Genomic DNA, 26,240 nt, shown 5'->3' with positions numbered 1-26,240 from the left:
TAATGTCAATCAACAGTAAAAAATCGCAAGAATAAAACCGATCTCCTAGTGTTTGAGCATGTCAATGTCACAACAGTTTTGTTTAGAATTTGATCCTTTCGATAATCCTATGCAACTCAGCAAAATTGGCAATTGGGTGTTTACATTCTTAACCTCACCAGACGAATTGCCCGATGTTCAATTGGCCATTACCTATGTCATGCCACGAAAAATTAGTGACGAATTACAACCTCGACGTGTGGTCATTCAAAATACAGCCATTGAAACGATTTGGCGTATAGAACAAGTCGAATGCTTCAACAGCCAAACGAACCAAGAACTCACCTTTACAGCAGCGGAACCTCAAGCTCAATTGGTTTTAAACAGTATCATTGAAGAATTTGCCCGTTATGATGTCCCATTGGTATTCAAGCCGCTTTAATTTAAAGCGAATTCCAACTTATTTTTCATAAAGATTTAAGCTGTCTCAATGATTTAACCAAAGTTAGCTAGATAGAAATTAAATGAAAAATAATCCATACAGATTAATATTGCTTAATTCGTATACACTATTCCTGCTCAATAATTTTTGACCATGGATAATAAAAATGAATTTAGCCAATTATTCTAATGATCAGGCACTCATCCTTTTCAACCTATATAGCAGCCTTGAACAATGTCTAGATGCGATTGGACATCTGCACATTGGACCCAAACTAGTGCTGACCGACCATGATGTATCAAAAGATCATATGATCGTGCAACGTTTTCAAGCTGGAGTTTTAACTCAAGAAATTCAAGTGCGTAAACAAGATGTTGAACTGTCTTCTAGCAACCCGATGACACGCTATCAGTTACTGTCTTATATCTTGAATCAATTTAAAGCAGATCAAACAGCTTAAAGTTCTATTTCTAAAAATAAAAAACTCACCATTAAGGTGAGTTTTTTTATTCATTCAATTTAAGCTTCTAAAAGCTTGTAAATACTGTCCGATTTTTGACTTTCAAAAAGTAGTTCTATACTGGGTAGGATGATTTCACCTGCAATAATGATATGTTCAATGCGATGAAACAGCGCTCTTGAATCTTCTTCTGAAGGATTACGCACCAAAGCTTGTGCTTCATAAACCTGACTAAATTGGTCCTTCACTTTAATATAGATCATCTGTGTCATAGTGACGTCTCTACTTGTTTTAATAATTGAATTTTTTATATCACACCTTTACGCAACAACCTGCTTTGTAAATGTTAGATTTCATGGCAATGTAAACTTATTTTACTTTAGTAAATATATATCAATAACATAAGTTGACTATTTAATTATTGTTTGACAAAAACGCTATATTTTCACATTTTGAAAGACATTAAAAAGCCCGCATTGCTGCGGGCTCTATGTTGGAAGGCTAGTGCTGATTTCTTGTCTGCAATATCTTAAGACTAAAATATTACGAAACTCAACGAGCTGTCATTGATCCGTCCAACTTATTGGTAGCGTCGTTTTATGACCTACCGTGATTTAAATATAGCACTTTCAATTCTCTTGCCAAGCCTTGCTAACACTTCAAAACAATTGATCAAATAAAATACAATTGATATTTTTTCAAAATAAGCAATCATAGCTCTGCCCAATGCTTGTGAAAGATTTAAATAAATAGGCCATTAAAAATAAATTCTACACTATCAATCTATAAACATTCTTTTCTCTTACTTTTAATTCTACCTTTGACAACCCTTGTATTAATTTCTGACTTGAATTTTAAGTCTGATATCCATTTTTAGCATTGCTTAAAAATACTAATGAATAAGATTGCCGTCTCAAATTAAAATCTAAGACAAAAAAAAAGCCCCTGTATCACTACAGGGGCTTTTTTGAATTTGGCGGAAGCGGTGAGATTCGAACTCACGGAGGACTCGCGCCCTCGTCGGTTTTCAAGACCGGTGCATTAAACCGCTCTGCCACGCTTCCATGTGCGCCATAATACGGAGGTTTTATTCATCTGACAAGTAAAAATTACAACTAAACCATTCAAATGAATATTGTTTCGCCAAATCCTTAAAGTTTAGCCGCAAGCTCCGCACCTTCACGTATTGCGCGTTTCGCATCTAACTCTGCTGCTAGTTTTGCACCACCAATAATATGGTAATTGGCAAGGGTTTTCTCACCCTGTTCTGGCATCAAATGCTTTACCGATTCCTGACCTGCACAAACGACAATCGTATCTACACGTAATAATTGATCATGCCCTTCATATTCAACCCAAAGACCTTCATCAGTAATGGCTTTGTATTGAACACCACGCAGCATACGAACCGCATTTTTCTTTAATTGTGCACGATGTACCCAGCCTGATGTTTTACCTAACCCAGCACCAATTGCAGTTGTTTTACGTTGTAATAAGTAGATTTCACGAACAGGAGGTTCGAGCTCAGCAGCCTGCATACCACCTTCTGTTATGTAGTTTGGATTTGGATCAACACCCCACTCCCGCTGCCAATCCGCTAAAGGCATTGGTTGTGGCTGATGTGGTGGTTTGAGTAAAAATTCAGATACATCAAAACCAATGCCGCCTGCACCAATCACAGCAATTTTATTGCCCACAGCTGCGCCTTTCAGCACTTCTGCATAAGACAAGACATTCGGTGCATCACTACCTTCAATTTTTAAGCTACGAGGAACCACACCTGTTGCAATAACAACTTCCTCAAATCCTTCACGTTCAAGCTGTTCACGGTTTACACGCGTATTTAAACGCAGATCGACACCTGTTTTTTCGATTTGAACTTTAAAGTAGCGAATCGTTTCGTGAAATTCTTCTTTGCCGGGAATGACTTTTGCCAAATTAAATTGACCACCCACCTCTGCACCAGCTTCAAATAATGTCACCGCATGGCCTCGGCTTGCCGCAACCGTAGCTGCAGACATGCCTGCCACGCCACCACCGACGACTGCAATACGCTTCGGTTTTTTGGTCTTTAAATAAACCAATTCAGTTTCATATGCCGCTCGTGGGTTGACCAAACACGTCGCACGCTGATTTTTAAAAGTATGATCTAAACAAGCTTGATTACAGGCAATACAGGTATTAATTTCATCGACACGATTGGTCGCCGTTTTATTTACCCAAAATGGATCTGCCAAGAATGGACGTGCCATTTGCACCATATCTGCCTTGCCTGAAGCTAAAATTTCTTCAGCTGTATCTGGCATATTGATACGGTTGGACGCAATGACAGGGATCGCAACATGTTTTTTGACTTCAGCGGTATAGTCCACAAACGCTGCGCGAGGCACTGAGGTCACAATTGTCGGAATACGTGCTTCATGCCAACCAATCCCCGTGTTCAGCAACGTCACACCTGCAGCTTCCAATGCTTTAGCAACAGTAATGACTTCTGCCATGGTGTTCCCATCATGAACCAAATCAAGCAATGACAAACGGAAGCAGATAATAAATTTCTCACCCACTTCAGCACGTATTGATTTCACAATATCAACCGCAAGGCGCATACGATTTTCAATTTCACCGCCCCAACGGTCTGTCCGTTGGTTGACATGACGACTTAAAAACTGATTCAGCAAGTAGCCTTCTGAACCCATGATTTCAACACCATCATAGCCGGCCTTATGTGCAAGGCTTGCCGTTTTGACATAATCATCAATGGTTGAAAGAATTTGTTTGTCCGTTAATTGACGTGGTTTAAAAGGTGAAATCGGAGATTTAATCGGACTTGCTGACACTGCAAAAGGCTGATAGCCATAACGCCCAGCATGCAAGATTTGCATTAAAATTTTGGCACCATGTTTATGTACTGCATGGGTCACCAAGCGATGCGGAGCAATATCACCTAAAGTATTCATGGTTCCGCCAGCAGGTAACAGCCAACCTTGACGGTTTGGCGAAATACCGCCTGTAATAATCAGGCCGACACCACCTTTCGCACGCTCACCAAAATAAGCTGCCAATTTAGGATAGTTATAAAAACGATCTTCCAGCCCACTATGCATGGACCCCATCACGACACGGTTTTTAATCGTGGTAAAACCCAAATGTAAAGGTTTTAAAATATTTGCATAGCTAGTCGTTGTCATGCTGAATCCTTATTTTGGCTTTGCAACTTGTTGCATAACACTTTAGCGGTTTTTTTATATTTTGGGATGACAATTTAGAAAATATTCTTCGCTTTTATGGTCAATACCTCCTGATATATAAATCCTCGAACCATAAAAAAAGCCGTGAAGTTTCGCATCACGGCATGTTGTTTTTAAAAGCATTATTTCCAATGTTTCAGCTTGCTGGTTTGTCCAATCCCGACATTAAAACTATTAGTCGGATCCAGTTTTTGATAATGATTTTTTAATGCAGGCTTCGCCACATACAAATGCCCAACATTGTGTTCTGCAGGATATTCAGCGCCACGATCATCGAGTAAATGCCACATTGCATGTTCCATTGCCAAAGGGTCTACACCTTTTTTCACAATATAATCTTGATGAAAAACATGACAGAGAAAATGTCCATAATAGAGTTTATGGATAATTTGCTCATCCATGGCTTTCGGTAAAGTTTCGACCCATTCTCGATCATTGCGACGTAATGCAATATCCAATGCAACAATGTCTTCCACTTCTGAACGATGCGTATCACGATAACGAATGGCGGCACCTGCCACCGCAAAGCGATGTAAAAATGCCTTACGACCTTCTTCATCCGTACATTTAAAATAATTGCCTGAGGTTTTATCTAAAAAATACGTTTTCAAATACGCATCAACTTGATCAACATCCTGATTTTCAATACGAATCATCAAATGATGTTCATATAAATCACGAAATTCATTCATACGTTTTGGCAAATGATTCGGCAAAAATTTAGTCACCAGCTGCAAGACTTTATCCGACAAACCTTGCAAACCCAGTTTTTCTAAATAGCCATCGACTTTATCTTTCATGGCAAAAGCAGCAGGAACTTTTGCAGTGCCAAATTTTTCAATAAATACAAAAGAATCTTTGCCATATTCAGCCCCAATATCGTATGCCTTGCGATGAATGTACTCACCTGCAATCGGGAGGCGTGCAAGATCTTTTAATAGAAAACGACGAATTTCGGTTAAATCATCTTGTGAATTGGTCCCTACATAAAACACCTGACTAGGGATTTTTTCAAAGGTATCTAAACGTACTGCAAAGACGCAGACTTTACCCGCTGAACCTGATGCTTCAAATAGTCGACTCGGATCTGCATTAAAACGTGCAGGTGTATTTTCATCGACTTGTTTAACATCATGTGAGTAGCGTTGATCTGATGCACAGCAACTTGAATTATTCACAATGTCATTGATTTGATAATTTTTATTTTCCAGCGCTGTGAGGATTTCTTCAGGCGTATTGCCAAGATTGACACCTAGATGATTGACCAACTCTAACTCACCTGACTCATTCACTTGTGCATACAGTGCAAGCTCTGTATAGGCAGGACCGCGGCGTACCAAAGCACCCCCTGAGTTATTGCATACGCCGCCCAAAACCGATGCCCCAATACACGAAGAACCAATCACCGAATGAGGTTCACGATTATATGGCAGCAAATCTTTTTCAAGTTTGTCTAATGTCGCACCCGGTAGACAAATCACTTGCTTGCCTTCATTAATCACTTGGATGCCAACCAAACGACGTGTACTTATCAGCACCACAGGACGGTCATAGTCATCACCAAACGGCGTTGATCCACCTGTCAGACCTGTATTGGCGGCTTGCATAATCACAATACAATTTGCATCCACAGCAGCTTGCAACACATGCCATTGCTCAAGCAAAGAGCCCGGTGTAACCACAGCCAATACTTTTCCTGCACCGTAACGGCGACCTTGGCGGTATAAACGTGTGTCTTTATCTTCAGTTAAAACGTGTTGCTTACCGACGATGTTGATGAGGTTTTGAATGGTTTGTAATGATTGAGTTTGCATGCTCGTAGAATTTTCCATTTTCATTATTTTCTCTCCTCGCTAAAGAGGAATTGCATTGTTATGCAATAAAAAAATATTGATTTAAATAATTTAAACAACGTAGGTTTATTTGTACATATCAAAAGTTTTTAGTCATTGTTATTAAAATCTATAATGAATATCCCTTCTCCCTTTGGGATGAGCAGCAATGCTACGCAAGAGGGTTAGGAGAATTATTCAATAAACACCTCTCCCTAACCCTCTCCTACAAAGAGAGGGAACTTTCATTTTTTAATTTTTTTTGATGACGAATAACTTCCCAAGAGATCGATTCAAAAAATCACCCAGCCAACTCTTTCTCTAATTTCACCAAACAATCAGATGTAATATCCGCAATGGTTTTTGCACCTGTTAAGGTCATCGCAACACGCATTTCTTTATCAATCAATTCTAGAAGATTGGAAACACCCTCACCACCTGCTGCACCGAGTGCATAAACAAATGCGCGACCGAGCATACAGGTATCCGCACCCAAAGCCAGCATACGCACCACATCTAAACCATTTCGAATACCTGAGTCCGCAAGAATTTTAATATCGCCTTTTACTGCATCGGCAATTGGTGGCAATGCACGCGCTGATGATAAAACCCCATCGAGCTGACGGCCACCATGGTTTGACACCACAATGCCATCTGCACCAAAACGCACTGCATCTTTGGCATCTTCAGGGTCAAGTATGCCTTTAATGACCATCGGGCCATCCCAAAATTCACGAATCCACTCAAGGTCTTTCCATGAAATTGATGGGTCAAAGTTATTGCCCAACCAGCCGATATAATCTTCCAAACCTGTTGGTTTGCCCAAGTATTTAGAAATATTCCCTAAGTCATGCGGACGACCTAATAAACCCACATTCCACGCCCAGTGTGGGTGGAAACACGACTGCATATAACGGCGCATGGCAGCATTTGGGCCGCTCATCCCCGAGTGTGCATCACGGTAACGTGCGCCCGGAACAGGCATATCCACGGTAAACACCAGAGTTGAACAGCCTGCTGCTTTGGCACGTTCTAAGGCATTTTTCATAAAGCCACGGTCACGTAGCACATATAACTGAAACCACATGGGACGCTGAATCGCTGGCGCCACTTCTTCAATTGGACAAACTGAAACGGTAGACAGCGTAAATGGAATGCCCTTTTTATCTGCGGCAACGGCTGCTTGAACTTCACCACGACGTGCATACATCCCTGTTAAACCCACAGGTGATAGAGCCACAGGCATCGATAAGGTTTCATTAAACAGTTGGGTTTCTAGACTCAGCTGTGACATGTCATTCAGCACACGTTGACGCAACGCTATTTTTGATAAATCTTCTACATTACGCTTTAAGGTATATTCGGCATACGCCCCGCCATCGATGTAATGAAATAAAAATGGCGGTAAACGACGACGTGCCGCTTCACGGTAGTCATTGGCAGAAGAAATAATCATGCTTATATCCTGTTTAATCGACTGGCACGCTGACGTCGAGCTTCTTCTTCATCAATCATACGCACCTGTTGTACTACAAACTCAATGTGTCCACAGACTGCTTTACGTGCAGCTTCAGGATCACGACGTTCAATTGCATTCATGACTTGAAAATGCTGATCATGCAATTGATCAAATCGGTGTGCTTCGCTATAAACTTTTCGACGACCTAAAACGACATTAAATTGCAACAGATCAAATAGACCACGCATCATCTGAATCAACACTAAATTGTGTGAAGCTTCAGCAATTGCTAAATGAAATTTGGCATCTGCACGCGCTGCTTCATCGTCATTACCTAAAGCCTGAAAATGATTGATCTGATCATAATAATGTCGGATATGTGCCAAGTCCTCTGCTGTAGCACGTTGTGCCGCATACCATGCAGTACCACCTTCCAAAATAATGCGCGCCTCTTGCACATCAAACCGGTAGGCAGGGTCTTCACTAATCAAACTACTAATGGGCTGCACAATTTGATAACTCGACCATGTCGCTGGTAATTGCTTTAAAAAAGTCCCCGCACCGACTTTACTGACCAACACGCCCATGCTGGTCAATTGAGAAATCGCTTCGCGTAAAGAGGTGCGTGAGACGCCAAGTTGTTCACACAGTTTCCGTTCAGCAGGCAGACGATCTCCAACTTGCATATTGCTTTCTTCAATCAATACACGAAGACTTTGAACAGTTTTATCAGAGACTTTCATCTGCTTTCCTTAACGTTGTTACACAATGCGTGTTATGGAATCATCCAAGGGAACACATAAGCTTGTAGGGTGATTAAAATCCCCATCATGATTGTGAACGTTATACTGTGTTTTACGGTAAAACGGAATAAATCCGACTCTTTACCCACCAAGCCAACTGCCGCACATGCAATTGCAATTGACTGCGGAGAAATCATTTTTCCAGTCACACCACCACTGGTATTGGCAGCAACGAGTAATACTTCTGGCACACCAATTTGCTGTGCAGTAGTTGCCTGTAATGCAGCAAATAGCGCATTGGCTGACGTATCTGAACCCGTGAGAAATACACCAAGCCATCCTAAAAATGGCGAGAAGAAAGTAAAGGCTTGACCTGTATGCGCAAGTGCTAATGCCAATGTTGCTGACATCCCTGAATAGTTGGCGATAAATGCAAAAGCCAAGACCATCCCAATCGAATAAATTGGAATTTTTAATTCATTAATGGTTTCACCAAAGGTCACTATCGCGTCTTTCGGCTTCATTTTTAAGAAAATAACGGTAATGATCGCAGCAATGACAATTGCCGTACCTGTTGCCGAAAACCAATCAAATTTATAGATGGCATCGTAGTCCTTCATTTCAGGTACGACAGGTGGCATCTTTTGAACGAATTGATGTAAAAATGGCACTTTGATCGAAATAACCAAATCATGTAAAGCACCGTCTTTGGTAAATAAATCCTTAAACGGTTTAATACTCCAGATCGTAACCATCACCGTTAAGATCGCAAATGGCGACCATGCTTTTGCAATTTGACCCAAGCTATATTTTTGCTGTTTTTGTGCAGCAACATCTTCACTCATCGTCGCATCTTGATCTGCAAAGCGGAAAATATGTTTAGGCTGCCAATATTTAAATAAAATCGTTAATGACACTAAAGACGCAATCGCCGCAGTAATATCTGGTAATTCAGGACCGACAAAGTTCGACGTTAGGTACTGTGCAATCGCAAAGCTACTCGCGCCAACCACAACTGCAGGCCAAGTTTCCTTCACACCGCGCCAACCATCCATAATCGCCATAATCCAAAACAGTACAATCGGTACCATAAATGGCAACTGTCGACCAACCATCTGACTGATTTCCATCGTATCAACACCAGACACTTGCCCAGCAACGATAATTGGAATGCCCATCGCACCAAAAGCCACTGGCGCAGTATTTACGATCAGACAAAGACCTGCCGCATATAAGGGTTTAAAGCCTAAACCTACCAATAGTGCTGCGGTAATCGCCACAGGAGCACCAAAGCCCGCAGCACCTTCTAGGAAAGTACCGAAAGCAAAGCCGACTAATAGCATCTGTAAACGTTGATCTTCAGTAATGGAAAGTATCGAAGAACGGATGATGTCAAACTGCCCTGTTTTGACAGAGATTTTATACAGGAACACCGCACCAATAATGATCCATGCAATCGGCCATAAACCGTAGAAGAAACCGTAGACCATCGAAGCCAATGCCATAAGCGCAGGCATGTCATAGGCAAATAAAGACACCAAAAGTGCCAGTACAACGGTGATCGTACCTGCCACACTGCCTTTTAAACGAAATACAGCAAGCGCCAAGAAAAAAAAGATAATCGGAATGAGCGCAATTAAACTTGATATCCATATATTCCCCATTGGGTCATATATTTGCTGCCACTGAAGCATTGTCATCTCCTTGAAATGCTTACTAAGATTTAATTATTGAGAAATATCAGCATGTGGTTTTTTATCATTGGTATGACCAATATAAAAATCAAAGACATAAAAACTCATACTATTGCTGAAATACTCCGCAATTTTTAAATATTTCAACTCAATTATTCAAGCTTTTCTTGTTTTTGGTATGACCAATACTCAATGCGAAAACATTATTTTTCAGTTTGAATTTTTAACAACAATTTTTTAAATATCTGTTTTGTATTTATTATTTATGAATAAATTCTATAAAATATACTTTAGTCTAATAACCAAGCTTTGTTTGACTTCAGTCTCATTTCAGCGAAAAGGATAAAAACCAAATCAACCCAATATTGGTATGACCATTCATTTAAATCAAATAGATTTCTTTATATTTGCATCCTATTTCTTTCAGAAAATGCATTTTCCGCCTGCAAAAACTGGATGAAGTATTCAAAAATAGATTTCAACGATCATTTTTTTCCACCTCATCGCTTGTATCTCATGATTTTTTAGAAAAACCGTGCAGAAAAGTGCTACAATCGCGCACATATATGTATTCTTTCAGGCCACCCATTCTCGGTGCCTATATTTATATCGTTAGGATTAACAATGACTGATAATGCAACTATCTTGCAGAATGTCCCAGTTGGCAAAAAAGTTGGTATTGCCTTCTCTGGTGGTCTAGATACTTCAGCTGCGCTTTTGTGGATGAAACAAAAAGGTGCGGAACCTTATGCTTACACAGCAAACTTAGGTCAACCTGATGAAGACGACTACGATGCGATTCCAAAAAAAGCGGAAGCGTATGGCGCAGTTAAAGCTCGCTTAGTTGATTGTCGTTTACAACTTGCATTAGAAGGTATTGCGGCTATTCAATGTGGCGCTTTCCACATTTCAACTGGTGGTATGCCTTATTTCAACACGACTCCTCTTGGTCGTGCAGTTACAGGTACGATGCTTGTAACCGCAATGAAAGAAGATGACGTAAACATCTGGGGTGACGGTTCGACTTATAAAGGTAACGACATTGAACGTTTCTACCGTTATGGTCTATTGACTAACCCAGCACTTAAAATTTACAAACCGTGGTTAGACCAAACCTTTATTGACGAATTAGGTGGCCGTGCAGAAATGTCACAGTTCCTGATCGACAATGGTTTTGACTACAAAATGTCAAAAGAGAAAGCGTACTCAACTGACTCAAACATGTTAGGTGCGACTCACGAAGCAAAAGATCTTGAATACCTTAATGCGGGTATCAAAATCGTAGACCCAATCATGGGCGTTGCGTTCTGGAAAGATGACGTAGAAGTAAAAGCTGAAGAAGTTTCTGTAACTTTCGAAGAAGGCTTCCCTGTTGCATTAAATGGCAAACGTATCGAAAACCCAGTTGAGTTCATTCTTGAAGCCAACCGTATCGGTGGTCGTCATGGTCTAGGTATGTCTGACCAAATCGAAAACCGTATCATTGAAGCAAAATCTCGTGGTATCTACGAAGCTCCAGGTATGGCACTTCTTCATATTGCTTATGAACGTTTAGTGACTGGTATTCATAACGAAGACACCATCGAACAATACCGTATTAACGGTCTGCGTTTAGGTCGTCTTCTGTACCAAGGTCGTTGGTTCGATTCTCAATCATTAATGCTTCGTGAAACTGCGCAGCGTTGGGTTGCTAAAGCAATCACTGGTACTGTGACTTTAGAACTTCGTCGTGGTAATGACTACACTATTCTAAACACTGAATCTCCTAACCTCACTTATGAAGCTGAGCGTTTAACTATGGAGAAAGGTGACTCTATGTTTAGTCCTGCTGACCGTATCGGTCAATTGACTATGCGTAACCTAGATATCACAGATACTCGCGCTAAATTAGGCATCTACACAAACTCTGGCTTACTTGCAGTAGGTACAGGTTCAGCAGTGCCTCAATTAAAAGACAAAAACAAATAAGATTTGTTGAGTCATAAAAAAACCGCGCATTTTGCGCGGTTTTTTTATTGCCGATTTCAGAGAATTTCTCAATATTATTAAACATTAAGCCACATGCGCTGAACGAATCGATTGATAGTAAATTTGATTCCGTCCGAGTTGTTTTGCACGATATAAAGCCTGATCAGCGATCGTCAATAACTCTTCCTTGGTCAGCATCTCCGCACGATATACGGTTATCCCCAAACTAATAGTGACGTGATTTGAAACCTGTGATTTGGCATGTGGAATTTCTAAACGATCGATTGCTTTATAAATATTTGACGCTACCGCATAAGCACCATGCGCATCGGTTTCAGGCAATAAAACCACAAATTCTTCACCACCATATCGCGCTACAAAATCCATATGTCGAATGGCATTTTTAATGGTTTTGGCAATGGTTGAAATTACATCATCGCCTTTTTGATGACCGTAAAAATCGTTATAGTTTTTAAAATGATCAACATCGATAAATAGCACAGCAAGCGAGGTGTTATTACGTCGAGATTGCTCATAAAAGGTATCAAGCATTTCATCAAAAGTACGTCGGTTTGAAATCTTGGTTAATTCATCATGCTGACTTAAATGTAAAAGCTCTGTGGTATGAATACGATGGATTTTTTCACTAATATCCGCGCGCAGCATATTCAAAAATATCATCCGTTCACGCGCACAGAGCATCTTACTGATTGCAAAACCCAATACACAGCTTCCAATCAGTACACGCCCCAACACCATCACATCAAATTTCACTTCTAATGAAAAAAGCATCAACATGGTGACCACAGCAGCCAACAAGCCAGACATCAACATTTGGACCGGTTTCACCCCAGTCAAAATGTAGCTCAAGATGTAAATCATACAAAGGATCATCATGGCCTGATGTTTAAGTGCTTCGGTATACACGGTCATGGTGAGCCAAGACATTGAAATAACGGCCCAAAACACTACAAACATACTGGCATGTGAAAAATAAGGCTTCAGACGGTCATAACGGGCAAAGGCATATAAAGCCAAAAGACACAGCGCACCATTGAGCTGTCCAAGCAAACAACGAATAAAATCATGCACAAAATACTGTTGATCAATAATCCAGTAATCTCCGGGAATGATCAGCATGGTAAGCACAAAGTAGATCAACACTCCCATCCAGAAAAAATGACGTATGTTGGTTTGCGCACGATCGAGGTTTAAAGTCCAAAATTGTGTTTCCAGTTTTTTAGGAAACATTTCCCCTACACGACGAGTTTGCCGTGTAATCAGTTCCTCTATTTTTTCTTTATCGTATTGCAACTTTGCAAGGTTATACTTGTATTCCATTTCCAAGCATTTATCTAATTCTTTTAGTCATTTAAAAATACCACAGTTTTATTCTTTATTTATATCTGTTCAGTCATTTGTACATAAATCTCGTTACCATTTTCACATTATTTGCATTATCATTTGTTTTATTTCCAAGCTTGGAATCGCTGTGAATACGATTACTCTTCTTCAGCCAGATGATTGGCATGCACATTTACGTGACGGTCTAGCCCTAAAGCGTACAGTTCCTGATTTAGCACAACAATTCTCTCGCGCGATTTGTATGCCAAACACCGTACCACCGGTAAAAACCGTTGAAGAAGCAAATGCATACCGTGAACGTATCATGGCACATGTTCCTGAAGGCGTTCACTTTGACCCGCGCATGGTGCTCTATTTCACAGACAACACACCTGCAAGTGAAGTTAAAAAAATTAAAGAATCTGAGCATGTTAATGCCATTAAGCTCTATCCAGCAGGTGCAACCACGAACTCAGACAGTGGTGTCAGTGACATTAGTAAAGTATATGGTGTGATTGAGCAACTCGAAGAACACCAAGTGCCATTACTCTTACATGGTGAAGTGACGCATAACCATGTCGATATTTTTGACCGTGAAAAACGTTTCCTTGATGAAGTACTTTCTCCACTGTTAAAACAGTTCCCTAAATTAAAATTGGTGTTAGAACACATCACCACAAGTGAAGCTGCGCATTTTGTATTAGAACAAGACCGTAATGTCGCTGCGACAATCACACCGCAACATTTATTGTTTAACCGTAATGACATGTTGGTGGGTGGTATTAAACCGCATTTCTATTGCCTACCGATTTTAAAACGTCAAACCCATCAGCAAACTTTGCTCGAAGTCGCGACCAGTGCGAACCCTAAATTTTTCTTAGGTACAGACAGTGCGCCGCACTCAAAAAATGCTAAAGAAAATGCATGTGGCTGTGCAGGATGTTATAGTGCACCAACAGCAATTGAGCTATACGCTCAAGCATTTGATCAAGTCGGTAAAATCGACCGTTTAGAAGGTTTTGCAAGCCACTTTGGTGCAGACTTCTACGGACTCCCTCGAAATACCAATACCATTACTTTGGTAAAAGAAGATCAAGTGATCCCTGAAAGTTTAGACTACTTGGATGGCGAAAAAATTATTCCGTTGTATGCGGGTAAGACCATCCAATGGAGAAAAGTGTGACAGATGAAACTCGACCAGTCATTGGTCAACGTTTCCGTGGATTCCTACCTGTTGTTGTGGATGTCGAAACAGCAGGTTTTAATTCACAGACCGATGCCTTACTGGAAATTGCAGCTATTCCTATTGTGTATGATGCAGAAGGTAATTTTGTACCGGGTGAAGCCCACCATGCACATATCAATCCATTTGAAGGTGCCAACCTTGACCGTCGTTCACTGGATTTTATTGGTGTAGATCCATTTAATCCGATGCGTATGGCCATGGCTGAAGATGAGAAATCAGCATTAAAACGTATTTTTAAGTCAGTGAATGAAGTACGTCGTCAACAGAAATGCACTCATGCTGTTTTAGTTGGTCACAATGCACACTTTGATTTAGGGTTTGTACAGGCAGCTATTGCACGTACAGGAACAAAAAATCAAAATCCTTTCCATAGTTTTTCCGTATTCGATACAGTGACTTTGAGCGCTGTAATGTTTGGACAAACTGTGCTGGCAAAATCATGTATTCAAGCTGGTATTGAGTTTGATGGCAAAGAAGCACACTCTGCACTTTACGATACTCAGAAGACCGCTGAACTGTTCTGTTATATTTTGAACAAACTCGGTCCTCACCTACTTGACACTATGATGGCGGATCAATAAGATACCGCCATCTTCTAAACGTCCCTATCGTCTAGAGGCCTAGGACATCGCCCTTTCACGGCGGTAACCGGGGTTCGAATCCCCGTAGGGACGCCAATACTTCTTATCAAGCTTTTTCTTTTTTCTAATATTCATAACGAATGAATATTCTTAAATCATCACTATTTCTATCTTAATTCTCATTGACTGAATTTCTGTGTATTAAAAAAACATTTATTGCAAATAATTCTCATTTCTATTGATTATCCTTGTAAAGTTAATGATAATCGCTATCGTTTTTATCTGCATAATTGTTGACAGCCATGCGCTTTGCCTATTCTCCCCTTAATATCGCAATTTTGACTGCTTTAGCATCTCAAACGTATGCAAATGAAAGCCAGATCTCCGAAGAAATCAAAACCAATACGGTGTCGATGACACCTATTGAGGTTGAAGTCAAAGCCAAGCAAGAAGTAGGTAAAACCGTCTACACCAAAGAAGATTTAGAAAAAACGCCGAATAGCTCAAAAAATATCACAGACTTTTTAAAAGTTAATCCAAATGTGCAGTTTAGCCGTGAACAACGTTCTGCAGATTCACAGGCTGAGCTACGACCATCCGAGATTTCTATTAATGGCGCGCAAACTTACCGAAATAAATTTGTAATTAACGGCGTCAATACCACCAATAACCTTGACCCTCTGGCAAGTGGCGACTCCTATTCAGGCAAACTAGATGGTGGCTCACAAGGGATGGCCCTAAATACCGATTTAATTTGTAAATTAGAATTGATCGATAGTAATGTTTCTGCAGCATACGGCGAATTTACAGGTGGTGTAGTTAATGCTGAAACTTGTGCCCCAAATACTGAAATTGGCAAAATCCACGGCTCCGTTACTTACGACTACACGGAAAGTGATTGGTCACGTTATCATTTTACCGATGAAGAAGAAGCTGCAGAGTTTGAAGATCCAACATCATCAAATAATAAAGAATATAAAAAACACGGCCTAAGCCTGAATATATACAGCAAACTCTCTGAACAATGGGGCATCAATAGTTATGCCTCTAAACGTGAATCCATCGTTCCAGTAATGAGTGGTTTAGAAGATCGCAGTAAAGTCAAAAGCGAGCGTAATAATATCAACTTAGGGACTACCCTTTTTTACACACCTTCGGACACAATCAAAGCGAAGTTTGGCTTTGATTTAGGGGATTTGGACAGTCTAAATTTCGTTGAAAAGCGAATAAATTCAAAAAGTATTAGCAATACAGAAACGCTGACATTTTTTGGTGAATTAGAAAGTAAACTCAATAATTCAACATTAAAACAAAATATTAGCTATCAAACGCTAAGCCAAGCACGTGAAAATGATTCAACTACCGGCATTCTTTGGAAGCAAACACCAACTAAAAACTGGAGTTCCAATCCTGGTGAAGGTGCCACAAGTAGTGATATTGAATTACACCAAGATACATTTTCGTATAGTCTAAAAAATGCGTTTGATACCATTCAGATTGGCAACAGCATGCAACAATTAAGCTTTGGTATGGGCTATGACTATTCTAAAGTTGCATGGGAACGGCCTAACGATGCCTATATGTATAATCAGCCTAAGACTTTTACATCTAGTTCAGGCATTAGCTGTACGGCAGGTGATATTCTTTGTGATGAAGCAACGGATGAAAATAACTATCAAGGCCAATATCAAACAAATGGCAAGTATTATCAAAAAGGTAAAGTTAATATTGACCAACAACGTGTGCATACCTTCATTGAAAACACATCGACTTGGGATAATTTTTCAGCGCGTATAGGTTTACGTGCAGATTATGACAGCTTGTCGAAAAATTTAAATATTGCACCTCGTAGTGCCTTTAACTATAAACCGCTAAAAAATGATCTTTTGTCCTTTACTACGGGATGGAATCGATATTATGCAAACTATACCTTAGCCACTGAACTGCAAGATCAACTTGCATTTTTGGAATACAATTTAAAACGCACAAAAAATCAAACTGAAGACTATTGGACTCAAACTGGGTTATCAGATTTAATATTAGCTAATTCCAATGTTCAACGTGCCAATTTAAAGACCCCTTATGCTGACGAAATTGTGTTTGCCATTAATAGCCAAGTTAAAAACTGGAACCTTGGTCTGAAATGGGTGAATCGTGATAGCAAAGATGAAATCACAAAAAATCGTTTTATTGACCCAACAACCAGCAACACCATCGATCATTTTGAATATAGTAATAGTGGTAAGGCAAAAGCTGACATTTACACACTCACACTCAGAAATACGCTGCCAGTGGTATATAAAAACTCTCTGCACGGGTTTAACTTTGGCTTTGATTACACTGAATCAGAAAAAAATTATTTAGACTATTCTGAGTCATATAACGTTAACAGTAATACGGCTGCTGAAGATCGCGATATTATCTTTAACGGCAGCCTCATCCAATTTAATGAACGTCCTGTTGAAAATTTCAATCAGCCTTGGACTGCTCGTTTTGGTTGGAACATTGAGTTTTCAAATTTACCATTAAAGATTAATAACTTCTTAAGCTACAAATCTGAATATAAAGATACGTATAAACTAAAAAACAAAGTTGAACATGATGGTGTCCTGTTGGAAGCCTATGCTACAGATACGATTAGACCTCGATTTAGTTGGGATATGCGTACCACTTATGATTTCAATTTCGCTAAAGACTACAAAGCAATATTCGGTTTAACCATTAACAATATTATCAATCGACATAATATCTATACCACCCCAGGTATTAATGAGTCGACCAACAGACTTAGATCTGAAATTGGACGACAGTTCATTGCTGATGTCACATTTAAATTTTAAACTTTCCCCTATCAAGCGCGCCTCAAAACGCGCTTGATTCATTTTTAAATAGACTAAAACATGAAAAAAATAATCTTACTCTTTGGCCTGTGCATAGTATGTCTCGGTATCTTCATCTACATTTTTAGACCCGAAGCCAGCCTACCGATAAATCATTCAAATACTGTTGAGCACGATGCCAATCATACAAATCAAACAGCATTGAATGATGACCAAGAATCTTCTATTCCCAAAACCAACGATCGTGACACTCAAATACAAGCGAAAAAAACAAAAAAATTGAGCGAAGAAGCAATACAGTATTACCGAACAGCAAGCAAATACGGTTGGGAATATGCCGTTCGTGATTTTGAAAATGGAACCATTCTAAAAAGTAAAATGCCTAAAGGGGAAAAAGAAAAACTTTGCGAAATTGCACTAAGTCTAAGTACTGCCGATCAAACCAAACGCTTATTTAAAGCAAATTGCAAACCACTCAATGGCCGTTCATCCTCTATGATTATTAATGGCGCATTAACCAATGCAGAAGGCAAAATAGATCAAAACGAAACCATTGAAAAATTAAAACTCTACAAGTCGGAAAATGTTTTACAAACACACGTTACGTATAAATTTGGCCCGTATGAAGAAAAAAGCTCTTTGAAATCTAACGCAATTGGTTGGGGGCTTGAAGACGTTTCTGATTATTTGCTGAGTATTGGTGTCGATTACACGGGCGTGGATGGTAATTTAATTTTAGACAATATCAAAGGCCGTAACCCTTCTGTGAGTTTGGTTCAAAAACTACTGAATGCAGGAATCGAGCCCAATAGTAACGTTTATAAACAAATAGAACAGAATGACTTTTCAACCAAATATCCTAACATTTACAATTTATTAAAAGCACACAAACCATGAAAAACATCGTTATTACCAGCTGCCTGCTAATGAGTATGCATTGCTTTGCAAATGCTCCAGTGCCACAAAATCACGCTACCAATGCACCATCAGTGAAAAACATTCAAGACTTTAAAAAGATCAAAGGGATGACAAATGATGCATCTCGTTATTATAAATTTATAAACATATATGGTTGGTCAGCCATAGTGCAGGATTTTGAAAATAAAAATATTCAAAGCAGTAAAATGAAAAATAAAGAAGTTAAAAAAATGTGTGACACAGCGCATCTTGTACTTCCACTTCAAGATATCAAGCGACTGATTGCTGCTAATTGCAAACCTAGCTCAAACGATGTCACTTTTAATACCATCAATAGGATTTTAAAAAATGGCGATGGTTCTATTAATGAACAAGAAATTATTGCCAAATTAGAATTTTATAATGCATTAGGATTATTAAAAACACATCAAACATACGGCCGTGGCTATCGTGCAGAAACATATAATTTACTCTACAAAGCTGCCGGTTTTGGTTTGCCTGATGTTTTTGATTATCTCCTGAATATCGGACTCACAGTAAAATATACCGATGGTAACTTACTGAATACACATTTTGATGGTCGCTCCCCTCAACTCGCTTTAACCCAAAAAATTTTAAAACTGGGTGTCGAGCCAAATGCCTCAACCATAACGATCATGCAACAACGGAACTTTAAACAACACTACCCTGACATTTACCAAGTCATCCTATCCAATCTAGAACAGAAAAACCGTAAACTTTAATTAATTACAGCCTGACTGGTTTTGTTTATACTTCAGCTTGATCTATTTTGATGTAAGAACACCCTATGTTTAAAAAGTTGCTCTTGGTTTTAGCCATCTTATTTCCATCTGCACTCTATCTGTATATTGTGAGCCGCGATGACACCAAAGCCCCTGTAGCTGAACAAACTCAAGTACCTGCAACTTCTGAAGCTGAGTATCAAACTCCTGACCATTAATCCAATGGTCAGTGCTAAAGATTTAAATTTTAGATCAGTATTATCACATTATAAGAAAAATTCGATTTATCAATCATTTCACTGCATTCAATCATAAAATATACCTTTCGTTTAATTTTCTTTTCACTATGCAATCTCCCTCTGAACCTTCGCAACACTCGTCTGCTGAAGGTAAAAGTCCATCGCTTAAACGTGCGATGACGACTCGACACCTTGTGATGCTCTCACTTGGTGGTGCAATTGGTACTGGTTTGTTTATGGGTTCAGGTGAAGTTATTTCACAAGCTGGGCCTTTGGGCGCTGTACTTGCCTACATTATTGGTGGTTTAATCGCCTACATGGTTATGCTCTGTTTGGGTGAACTTGCCGTACATTTACCTGTTTCTGGCTCTTTTGGTGCTTTTGCGACAAATTATATTGGCCCAGGTACGGGTTATATGGTGTCTTGGATGTACTGGTTGGGCTGGTCTGCCACCTTAGGTACAGAATTTACTGCGGCGGCTATTTTGATGCAGGAATGGTTTCCACAAACCTCTATTTGGTTATGGACACTGATCTTCGCTGCTGGCGTACTGATTTCTAATTTAAGCTCTACGCGTGCATTTGCAGAGTCAGAATTTTGGTTATCCATGGTGAAAGTTGCAACAGTGTTGATTTTCATCATCCTTGGTTTTGCCTGCATCTTTGGTTTCGTGCCTTTCCAAGGCTATGAATCAGCTCCAATGTTCCACAATTTGACAGAACATGGTTGGCTGCCAAATGGTTTGTTCCCTCTGTTTGCCACGCTATTGATCGTGAACTTTGCCTTTAATGGTACGGAGATGATTGGTATCGCTGCAGGTGAAACTGAAAACCCTGAAAAGAATGTGCCTAAAGCCATTCATGCTGCGGTATGGCGCTTAATCATTTTCTTTGTCGGCACTATTATCGTCATCAGTTCACTGTTGACCTATACCGATGCAGGTTTAAATGTCGGCGGACATGGCGGCTTAAGTAGTAGCCCATTCGTTTCCGTATTTAACCTGATGGGCATTCCCTATGCAGAAGACTTAATTCGTTTCGTCATTATTACGGCTTTACTGTCTACAGCTAACTCTGGTTTATATGCTGCATCACGTATGATGTGGGCGCTGTCCGCACAAAAACAATTACCACGCGCTTTCGGCAAATTAAGCAAAACTGGTGTGCCTTATATTGCTGTATTGGTCACTATGATCGGTGGTTTACCGGGTCTATTGTCAGAACAATTTGGCGCAGATGTGATCTTCAAGAACTTGATGGGGGTTGCTGCCTTCACCATGGTGATCGTGTGGATGAGTATTTGCTGGAGTCAATTTAACTTCCGTCGCCAATGGCTGAAACAAGGTCATAGCGTTTCAGAGCTTAAATTCCGTACACCATGGTTCCCACTGGTTCCAATTCTTGGCTTTGTCTGCTGTACCGCAACAGGTTTAAGTATGGCTGCAGATCCTGAAATGCTTTCTGGCTTTATTGGCTGTCTGATCTTTATGGCAGCGTGTTATGCAGGTTATTATTGGTTATATCACGATAAATAAAATAGTTAAGGTGGCTCATTAGCCACCTTTTTTTATGAAACTATTTCTCTTCTCTATGAGAGAAAAATTAGGGTTTCCATATAAATTCAAAAATGATTTGTGGGAGCAGTTTAATCCACAAAAACCACTGTACAAATTATAATTTAAAGAAATCGTTCAACTGCTTTTCGTCAATGAGTTTTTATCCTCGCTCAATACCAAGATATAATCCCATACTTTCAACTCTAATGAGTCCTTTTCGGATTTTGCCCCTTTAGAAACATTAGCTAAAAGACACGCAGCTACTATTGCTAGAAATATTTGGATAGATACTCTCAAACTTGTATTAGATATTAATTCAACAAAAGTAAAGTTAAAAACTATTAATGAAAGTGGCAAAAGCACCCGACTTGAATTCATCTGTTTTTTAAATTCAGGAAAATCACGATTAATAACCAATAAATCTTGTTTGTCTTTACTCCACAACATTGGCTCAAAACATACATCCAATTTTTTTTCTAATTTTTCAAGTTCTACATCATCACTAGACAACTGATATCTTCGAACCTTTAAGATTAAATATAATTTAAAAAAGCTATGGATATCTAAAAAATAATGAGAATCATCTAAAGATTTAAGGTGATTGTACGTAATTCTACTTTCCCCATCTAAATCCCTAAATAAAAGTTCATCAATAATTCTTTCAAACTCTGATTTACTAATATACGAAGAAAAATTATTTGTATAAACTTCAAACCAATGCAAATAATTCAATAAAACTATATAGAATCTTTCATGGACTTTGCCCACATTAAATTGATTGATTTCAAATAAAATTCCAGAAATAAACTCATTAAAATTATTTTTCATTAAAAAAATTCTGTTTTTGTTTCATTTATATACATTTAGAATATAACAATGAAACTCTATTTTGACAAATATAGATGGGCTATGTACTATACACCCACCTCAAAACGTCCCTATCGTCTAGAGGCCTAGGACATCGCCCTTTCACGGCGGTAACCGGGGTTCGAATCCCCGTAAGGACGCCAATTCTTCTGTCAGCTCTGATAAACTTAAAGTTTATTTATCTATAATTTATATTAATTGATTGCATCATCATTGCATTCTTCTCTACAATTACTCGCTTCATTATTTGATTCTCCTTTTTCTCTATGCAGTCATCACATTCTCCGAATGATGCTTCGCATCAGGGCAATTCTGCGCCGTTAAAACGCGCTATGAGTACTCGACATCTGGTGATGATTTCGCTTGGCGGCGCAATCGGTACTGGCTTATTTCTTGGTTCGGGTGAAGTCATTGCACAAACGGGGCCTGTAGGTGCCATTATTTCGTATTTTTTAGGCGGTATTATCGCCTATATGGTGATGCTTTGCTTAGGCGAGCTCGCTGTACATATGCCAGAATCTGGTTCATTTGGCGCTTATGCTAAACGCTATATCGGACCGGGTACGGGTTATACCATCACTTGGCTGTATTGGCTGACATGGTCAGTAACGCTTGGAACTGAATTTACCGCTGCTGCACTTTTAATGCAGGAATGGTTCCCAGACAGCTCTATGTGGATGTGGACCTTAATCTTTGGTGCTTTTGTATTCTGCCTGAATATGATTTCAACCAAATGGTTTGCTGAATCTGAATTTTGGCTAGCTTTAGTCAAAGTGATTACCGTTGTAGCCTTTATTATTTTAGGTTTATTGGCCATTTTTGGTGTTTTAGGCTATCGAGGCTATGAAGCTGCGCCGCTGTTTAGCAATCTCACTGCACAAGGTTGGTTCCCTGAAGGCTTGTTCCCAATCTTCGCTACAATGTTGATTGTTAACTTTGCATTCTCAGGTACTGAACTGATTGGTGTTGCTGCGGGTGAAACCAAAGATCCAGCGAAAAATGTACCTAAAGCCATTAACACGGCGATTTTCCGCTTGTTGATTTTCTTTGTAGGTACCATTGTTGTTATTACTGCATTATTACCCCATCAAGAAGCTGGCTTATCTGCCGAAAGTGTAAGTAGTTCACCTTTCGTAACAGTATTCCAGCACATTGGTATTCCTTATGCAGAAGACATCATTCGCTTTGTGATTATCACAGCTCTTCTTTCTGCTGCAAACTCAGGTTTATTTGCTGCATCTCGAATGATGTGGTCATTGTCCTATAGTAAGCAATTACCTACAGTGTTCTCTAAAGTGAACTCGCGCGGTATTCCTTATGTTGCAGTAATTGTGACCATGATCGGTGGTATGCCGGGCTTACTGTCTGAACAATTCGCTCCAGAAACCATCTTCAAAAACTTGTTAGGTGTCGCGGCATTTACCATGGTGGTGGTATGGATGAGTATTTGTTTAAGCCAATTCAACTTCCGCCGTCAGTGGTATAAAGAAGGTAAAACTGCAAAAGATTTAGCTTTTGCTGCACCACTCTTCCCAATTGTGCCGATACTCGGTTTTGTATTCTGTCTGATTACCTGTATTAGTATGGTATTTGACCCAGAAATGTTAACTGGCTTTATCTGCTGTATGATCTTCATTGTGGCGTGTTATATCAGCTACTACACCTTGTATCACAACAAAGATTAATCTGCGTTGTCATACCAAACACGATAAAAGAGTAACTTCGGTTGCTCTTTTTTTATGGCTATATTTTAATAAAAGTAGAATAAAAACTGGTCCGTCGATGAGGTGCAATATGCAGATCATCTTTATCCATGGCATGAATCAACAGCAACAAACTGCACGTTCGCTCGAACAGCATTGGCTTGCACTGTTGTCTCAAGGCTTAAAGCAAAGCCATCAAGAGACTTTTTTATCGTATATACAGCACCATATGCGCATGCCTTTTTATGGAGACTTACTCACGCGTTATCATTTGCAGAATATGCTTCAAGCCAGCACCTTGACACCTCAAACGTGGCCACATTTTCCGTTTATCCATCGCACTGAACTCCCAGAAAAATCACCAAAAGTACTTGAGCATCACGCTGTACAAAATAATCTATCTGACATCACCCTCAATGATGCTATTGGATTGAGCCAGTCATTCAAATCGATCACCGCACTCGGCAAAGATCTTGCCCTACGCGATTTTGCAGTTTTAATGAATTATTTCCCAAAATTACATGCCACACTTTTGCATAAATTTTTGGTCGAAACTTATCTCTATTTATCCAATCCACACTTTATTCAGGCAGTTCACACTCGTCTGCATGAGCAATTACATCAAACGAAACCCACCCTTTTGATTGCACATTCATTAGGTAGCGTTATTGCGTATCATTTTTTACTGTTACATCCTGAACTCAATATACAGCGCTTTATCACCTTGGGCTCACCTTTGGCTTTTCGTGTCATCCAAGCCCACTTACCTCAGCCTTTACAGCGGCCTGATGCAATTTCAGGCGATTGGTTAAACTTTTATTCACATGATGATTTTCTCAGCGCTTTTCCACTGAGTCAGGCACCATTTGATTTTCAACCCGCCATTATCAACCAGCAAATTCAGACATCGATTGAACATCCACACGATATTGCTGGATATTTAACGCATCCAGAAGTTATTGCTACAATCTTACAAGTGTTGAAAAAATCGACATAAATAATGTATTTTTCAAACATTTTTAGCAAATTGTTTTAATTTTATGCACTCAACAACAAAAACTGAATTTATTTATAGAAAAGCGTTTGACACCCCCCGATTTTCACCCTAATATACGCCCACCTCTGAAACGTCCCTATCGTCTAGAGGCCTAGGACATCGCCCTTTCACGGCGGTAACCGGGGTTCGAATCCCCGTAGGGACGCCAATTTTCAGAAGTACATTTTATTAAGTCCCTATCGTCTAGAGGCCTAGGACATCGCCCTTTCACGGCGGTAACCGGGGTTCGAATCCCCGTAGGGACGCCATTATTTAGTCTAAAAACTTAGACTGAAATAAACGGTTTTAAAATTTGCTTTCTGTACTGTCCCTATCGTCTAGAGGCCTAGGACATCGCCCTTTCACGGCGGTAACCGGGGTTCGAATCCCCGTAGGGACGCCATATTCGAGTTGGTTTTAACCACTCATTAAAAAGCTCAAGCATTGCGACTTGGGCTTTTTTATTGCCTTAATTTCTAAATATTTCTTTTAAAAGTTTTGAATCATAAATGGCCTTAGGGGCAATCACCTGCTCATTTAGCGGAATATTTTGACCATAGCGCTGCCGCATTAGGCGCTGCACTTCATATTGTTTTAAATCAAATTGTTTCAGTTGTTGTAATGGAGAAAGTTCGATTCCTAAAGCATGCTGATAAGCTTTCCAAACAATTTCAGAACAGTAAATTGCACGGTCATCCCATTCAAAATAAATATCATAGGGTTTGCCCAAGTACTTTTCTGCATTTTGTACCAGCGTCGTTTTCTGCTGCACATTTAAGGGTTGTTTGAGCCTTTTTACGACATAGTGAGCATTCTCCCCACGCGCGATCCATTGATTTAAAGCGGTATATTGCACAGGTTGAATAGCTTCAAGCACCCACGTTTGGTTATTTTTATTTACGATCATGCCCATGTGACTATAAGGCGAATGTGTCGCCTTTTGAATGCTTAAACTTTGTTGTGACTTTGAGATATGAAAAATGATATCCCCCGTCTGAAATGTAGACTGGGCATAGAGAGCAGAACTGAGCCCCGAAAGAATGACTGTTAATATTAAAATTTTAGACATTTTTATTGTAAGCAATATTGATATGAATGAAGGCAACCATAACATGAATATATGTCGGTTGCCCTGATTCTAAAAATTCAATGATTGATTAAGCCGACTTACGTGAATTGACTTGCCCTTTAATGACCGCGGTTAAATTACCTTTAAGAGACCTTTGCACAAACCAGCGACCTACTCTCGACACCAATCTCAAACTCAACTAAAAACTGGAATTGGTGTTAAAAGATAGAAAAAGTCACCGAATTGGCATAACACTCTCCTAAATTGCAGTTA

General features: G+C 39.6%; 21 protein-coding genes and 6 tRNA genes. 17 read left to right on the top strand and 10 right to left on the bottom strand.

Annotation, left to right across the window (positions count from 1 at the left end):
- Positions 1 to 64: 64 nt before the first annotated feature.
- Entirely contained in the window at positions 65 to 421 is a 357-nt protein-coding gene (locus FTU34_RS14225; RefSeq protein WP_180036001.1) for a hypothetical protein, read from the top strand.
- 166 nt (positions 422 to 587) lie between these two features.
- Positions 588 to 881: a hypothetical protein gene (locus FTU34_RS14220; protein ID WP_180036002.1), complete on the top strand. Its 294-nt coding sequence runs from the start codon at positions 588 to 590 to the stop codon at positions 879 to 881.
- A gap of 59 nt (positions 882 to 940) precedes the next feature.
- Here the strand turns inward: FTU34_RS14220 and FTU34_RS14215 are convergent, their stop codons facing one another.
- From FTU34_RS14215 to lldP, 7 genes are all read right to left on the bottom strand, one after another.
- Complete coding sequence (locus FTU34_RS14215) at positions 941 to 1,153, bottom strand: hypothetical protein (RefSeq protein ID WP_180036003.1); 213 nt, start codon at positions 1,151 to 1,153, stop codon at positions 941 to 943.
- Between the two features lie 702 nt (positions 1,154 to 1,855).
- Positions 1,856 to 1,945 (bottom strand) — tRNA-Ser (locus FTU34_RS14210).
- 87 nt (positions 1,946 to 2,032) lie between these two features.
- The gene (locus FTU34_RS14205; protein WP_180036004.1) at positions 2,033 to 4,069 is read right to left on the bottom strand and encodes an NADPH-dependent 2,4-dienoyl-CoA reductase; all 2,037 of its coding nucleotides are present in this window, start codon (positions 4,067 to 4,069) and stop codon (positions 2,033 to 2,035) included.
- Between the two features lie 182 nt (positions 4,070 to 4,251).
- On the bottom strand, positions 4,252 to 5,943 hold the full coding sequence (gene dld, locus FTU34_RS14200) for a D-lactate dehydrogenase (RefSeq protein WP_180036018.1): 1,692 nt from the start codon (positions 5,941 to 5,943) through the stop codon (positions 4,252 to 4,254).
- A gap of 319 nt (positions 5,944 to 6,262) precedes the next feature.
- Positions 6,263 to 7,417 carry an FMN-dependent L-lactate dehydrogenase LldD gene (gene lldD, locus FTU34_RS14195; RefSeq protein WP_078192909.1) on the bottom strand — a complete coding sequence of 385 codons (1,155 nt, stop codon included), beginning with the start codon at positions 7,415 to 7,417 and terminating at the stop codon, positions 6,263 to 6,265.
- Positions 7,418 to 7,419: 2 nt separating this feature from the next.
- Positions 7,420 to 8,163, bottom strand: a complete 744-nt coding sequence (gene lldR, locus FTU34_RS14190) for a transcriptional regulator LldR (RefSeq protein ID WP_078189144.1) — start codon at positions 8,161 to 8,163, stop codon at positions 7,420 to 7,422.
- A 32-nt stretch (positions 8,164 to 8,195) separates the two neighbouring features.
- Positions 8,196 to 9,863, bottom strand: a complete 1,668-nt coding sequence (gene lldP, locus FTU34_RS14185) for an L-lactate permease (RefSeq protein ID WP_180036005.1) — start codon at positions 9,861 to 9,863, stop codon at positions 8,196 to 8,198.
- A 618-nt stretch (positions 9,864 to 10,481) separates the two neighbouring features.
- On the opposite strand from lldP, the gene argG reads away from it, so the two are divergent.
- Positions 10,482 to 11,825 carry an argininosuccinate synthase gene (argG, locus tag FTU34_RS14180; RefSeq protein WP_078192912.1) on the top strand — a complete coding sequence of 448 codons (1,344 nt, stop codon included), beginning with the start codon at positions 10,482 to 10,484 and terminating at the stop codon, positions 11,823 to 11,825.
- 84 nt (positions 11,826 to 11,909) lie between these two features.
- Here argG and FTU34_RS14175 read toward each other — a convergent pair whose 3' ends face one another.
- On the bottom strand, positions 11,910 to 13,166 hold the full coding sequence (locus FTU34_RS14175; RefSeq protein WP_180036006.1) for a diguanylate cyclase: 1,257 nt from the start codon (positions 13,164 to 13,166) through the stop codon (positions 11,910 to 11,912).
- A 151-nt stretch (positions 13,167 to 13,317) separates the two neighbouring features.
- Between FTU34_RS14175 and pyrC the strand changes: the two genes are divergently transcribed.
- The 8 genes from pyrC (at position 13,318) to FTU34_RS14135 (ending at position 21,271) form a co-directional block, all read left to right on the top strand.
- Positions 13,318 to 14,352, top strand: a complete 1,035-nt coding sequence (pyrC, locus tag FTU34_RS14170; protein ID WP_111885770.1) for a dihydroorotase — start codon at positions 13,318 to 13,320, stop codon at positions 14,350 to 14,352.
- The gene (gene rnt / locus FTU34_RS14165; protein WP_180036007.1) at positions 14,337 to 14,996 is read left to right on the top strand and encodes a ribonuclease T; all 660 of its coding nucleotides are present in this window, start codon (positions 14,337 to 14,339) and stop codon (positions 14,994 to 14,996) included. The genes pyrC and rnt overlap by 16 nt, the downstream gene beginning before the upstream one ends.
- 20 nt (positions 14,997 to 15,016) lie before the next feature.
- Positions 15,017 to 15,092: transfer RNA gene (locus FTU34_RS14160), tRNA-Glu, on the top strand.
- 206 nt (positions 15,093 to 15,298) lie between these two features.
- Positions 15,299 to 17,836 (top strand): TonB-dependent receptor, encoded by a 2,538-nt coding sequence (locus FTU34_RS14155; RefSeq protein WP_180036008.1) that lies wholly within the window; start codon positions 15,299 to 15,301, stop codon positions 17,834 to 17,836.
- A gap of 60 nt (positions 17,837 to 17,896) precedes the next feature.
- The gene (locus FTU34_RS14150) at positions 17,897 to 18,733 is read left to right on the top strand and encodes a hypothetical protein (RefSeq protein WP_180036009.1); all 837 of its coding nucleotides are present in this window, start codon (positions 17,897 to 17,899) and stop codon (positions 18,731 to 18,733) included.
- A gap of 92 nt (positions 18,734 to 18,825) precedes the next feature.
- Entirely contained in the window at positions 18,826 to 19,497 is a 672-nt protein-coding gene (locus tag FTU34_RS14145; protein ID WP_180036010.1) for a hypothetical protein, read from the top strand.
- Between the two features lie 65 nt (positions 19,498 to 19,562).
- Entirely contained in the window at positions 19,563 to 19,715 is a 153-nt protein-coding gene (locus FTU34_RS14140) for a hypothetical protein (RefSeq protein ID WP_180036011.1), read from the top strand.
- Positions 19,716 to 19,843: 128 nt separating this feature from the next.
- Positions 19,844 to 21,271, top strand: a complete 1,428-nt coding sequence (locus tag FTU34_RS14135; RefSeq protein ID WP_078192919.1) for an amino acid permease — start codon at positions 19,844 to 19,846, stop codon at positions 21,269 to 21,271.
- A gap of 156 nt (positions 21,272 to 21,427) precedes the next feature.
- On the opposite strand, the gene FTU34_RS14130 is transcribed toward FTU34_RS14135, so the two are convergent.
- Positions 21,428 to 22,120: a hypothetical protein gene (locus FTU34_RS14130; RefSeq protein WP_180036012.1), complete on the bottom strand. Its 693-nt coding sequence runs from the start codon at positions 22,118 to 22,120 to the stop codon at positions 21,428 to 21,430.
- A 106-nt stretch (positions 22,121 to 22,226) separates the two neighbouring features.
- On the opposite strand from FTU34_RS14130, the gene FTU34_RS14125 reads away from it, so the two are divergent.
- The 6 genes from FTU34_RS14125 to FTU34_RS14100 all read left to right on the top strand — a co-directional run bounded on the left by FTU34_RS14125 (position 22,227) and on the right by FTU34_RS14100 (position 25,301).
- A tRNA-Glu gene (locus FTU34_RS14125) sits at positions 22,227 to 22,302 on the top strand.
- A gap of 123 nt (positions 22,303 to 22,425) precedes the next feature.
- Positions 22,426 to 23,844, top strand: coding sequence for an amino acid permease (locus FTU34_RS14120; protein ID WP_180036013.1), 1,419 nt, complete (start codon positions 22,426 to 22,428; stop codon positions 23,842 to 23,844).
- Between the two features lie 109 nt (positions 23,845 to 23,953).
- On the top strand, positions 23,954 to 24,859 hold the full coding sequence (locus tag FTU34_RS14115) for an alpha/beta fold hydrolase (protein WP_180036014.1): 906 nt from the start codon (positions 23,954 to 23,956) through the stop codon (positions 24,857 to 24,859).
- 132 nt (positions 24,860 to 24,991) lie between these two features.
- Positions 24,992 to 25,067, top strand: a tRNA-Glu gene (locus tag FTU34_RS14110).
- Positions 25,068 to 25,091: 24 nt separating this feature from the next.
- Positions 25,092 to 25,167 (top strand) — tRNA-Glu (locus FTU34_RS14105).
- Between the two features lie 58 nt (positions 25,168 to 25,225).
- Positions 25,226 to 25,301: transfer RNA gene (locus tag FTU34_RS14100), tRNA-Glu, on the top strand.
- Positions 25,302 to 25,367: 66 nt separating this feature from the next.
- Here FTU34_RS14100 and FTU34_RS14095 read toward each other — a convergent pair.
- Positions 25,368 to 25,967, bottom strand: a complete 600-nt coding sequence (locus tag FTU34_RS14095) for a YiiX family permuted papain-like enzyme (RefSeq protein ID WP_180036015.1) — start codon at positions 25,965 to 25,967, stop codon at positions 25,368 to 25,370.
- Positions 25,968 to 26,240 lie beyond the last annotated feature (273 nt).

Origin of the sequence: Acinetobacter sp. YH12094 (genome assembly GCF_013419295.1) — a bacterium.
GTDB classification, from domain to species: Bacteria; Pseudomonadota; Gammaproteobacteria; order Pseudomonadales; family Moraxellaceae; genus Acinetobacter; species Acinetobacter amyesii.
This window is presented reverse-complemented; position numbering and strand designations above follow the sequence as displayed.

What these genes read in the sequence shown, in the direction of transcription:
- FTU34_RS14225 (WP_180036001.1), top strand. Translation starts at nt 65, where the DNA reads ATGTCACAACAGTTTTGTTTAGAATTTGATCCTTTCGATAATCCTATG.
- FTU34_RS14220 (WP_180036002.1), top strand. Translation starts at nt 588, where the DNA reads ATGAATTTAGCCAATTATTCTAATGATCAGGCACTCATCCTTTTCAAC.
- FTU34_RS14215 (WP_180036003.1), bottom strand. Translation starts at nt 1,153, where the DNA reads ATGACACAGATGATCTATATTAAAGTGAAGGACCAATTTAGTCAGGTT.
- FTU34_RS14205 (WP_180036004.1), bottom strand. Translation starts at nt 4,069, where the DNA reads ATGACAACGACTAGCTATGCAAATATTTTAAAACCTTTACATTTGGGT.
- dld (WP_180036018.1), bottom strand. Translation starts at nt 5,943, where the DNA reads ATGCAAACTCAATCATTACAAACCATTCAAAACCTCATCAACATCGTC.
- lldD (WP_078192909.1), bottom strand. Translation starts at nt 7,417, where the DNA reads ATGATTATTTCTTCTGCCAATGACTACCGTGAAGCGGCACGTCGTCGT.
- lldR (WP_078189144.1), bottom strand. Translation starts at nt 8,163, where the DNA reads ATGAAAGTCTCTGATAAAACTGTTCAAAGTCTTCGTGTATTGATTGAA.
- lldP (WP_180036005.1), bottom strand. Translation starts at nt 9,863, where the DNA reads ATGACAATGCTTCAGTGGCAGCAAATATATGACCCAATGGGGAATATA.
- argG (WP_078192912.1), top strand. Translation starts at nt 10,482, where the DNA reads ATGACTGATAATGCAACTATCTTGCAGAATGTCCCAGTTGGCAAAAAA.
- FTU34_RS14175 (WP_180036006.1), bottom strand. Translation starts at nt 13,166, where the DNA reads ATGGAATACAAGTATAACCTTGCAAAGTTGCAATACGATAAAGAAAAA.
- rnt (WP_180036007.1), top strand. Translation starts at nt 14,337, where the DNA reads ATGGAGAAAAGTGTGACAGATGAAACTCGACCAGTCATTGGTCAACGT.
- FTU34_RS14155 (WP_180036008.1), top strand. Translation starts at nt 15,299, where the DNA reads ATGCGCTTTGCCTATTCTCCCCTTAATATCGCAATTTTGACTGCTTTA.
- FTU34_RS14150 (WP_180036009.1), top strand. Translation starts at nt 17,897, where the DNA reads ATGAAAAAAATAATCTTACTCTTTGGCCTGTGCATAGTATGTCTCGGT.
- FTU34_RS14140 (WP_180036011.1), top strand. Translation starts at nt 19,563, where the DNA reads ATGTTTAAAAAGTTGCTCTTGGTTTTAGCCATCTTATTTCCATCTGCA.
- FTU34_RS14135 (WP_078192919.1), top strand. Translation starts at nt 19,844, where the DNA reads ATGCAATCTCCCTCTGAACCTTCGCAACACTCGTCTGCTGAAGGTAAA.
- FTU34_RS14130 (WP_180036012.1), bottom strand. Translation starts at nt 22,120, where the DNA reads ATGAAAAATAATTTTAATGAGTTTATTTCTGGAATTTTATTTGAAATC.
- FTU34_RS14120 (WP_180036013.1), top strand. Translation starts at nt 22,426, where the DNA reads ATGCAGTCATCACATTCTCCGAATGATGCTTCGCATCAGGGCAATTCT.
- FTU34_RS14115 (WP_180036014.1), top strand. Translation starts at nt 23,954, where the DNA reads ATGCAGATCATCTTTATCCATGGCATGAATCAACAGCAACAAACTGCA.
- FTU34_RS14095 (WP_180036015.1), bottom strand. Translation starts at nt 25,967, where the DNA reads ATGTCTAAAATTTTAATATTAACAGTCATTCTTTCGGGGCTCAGTTCT.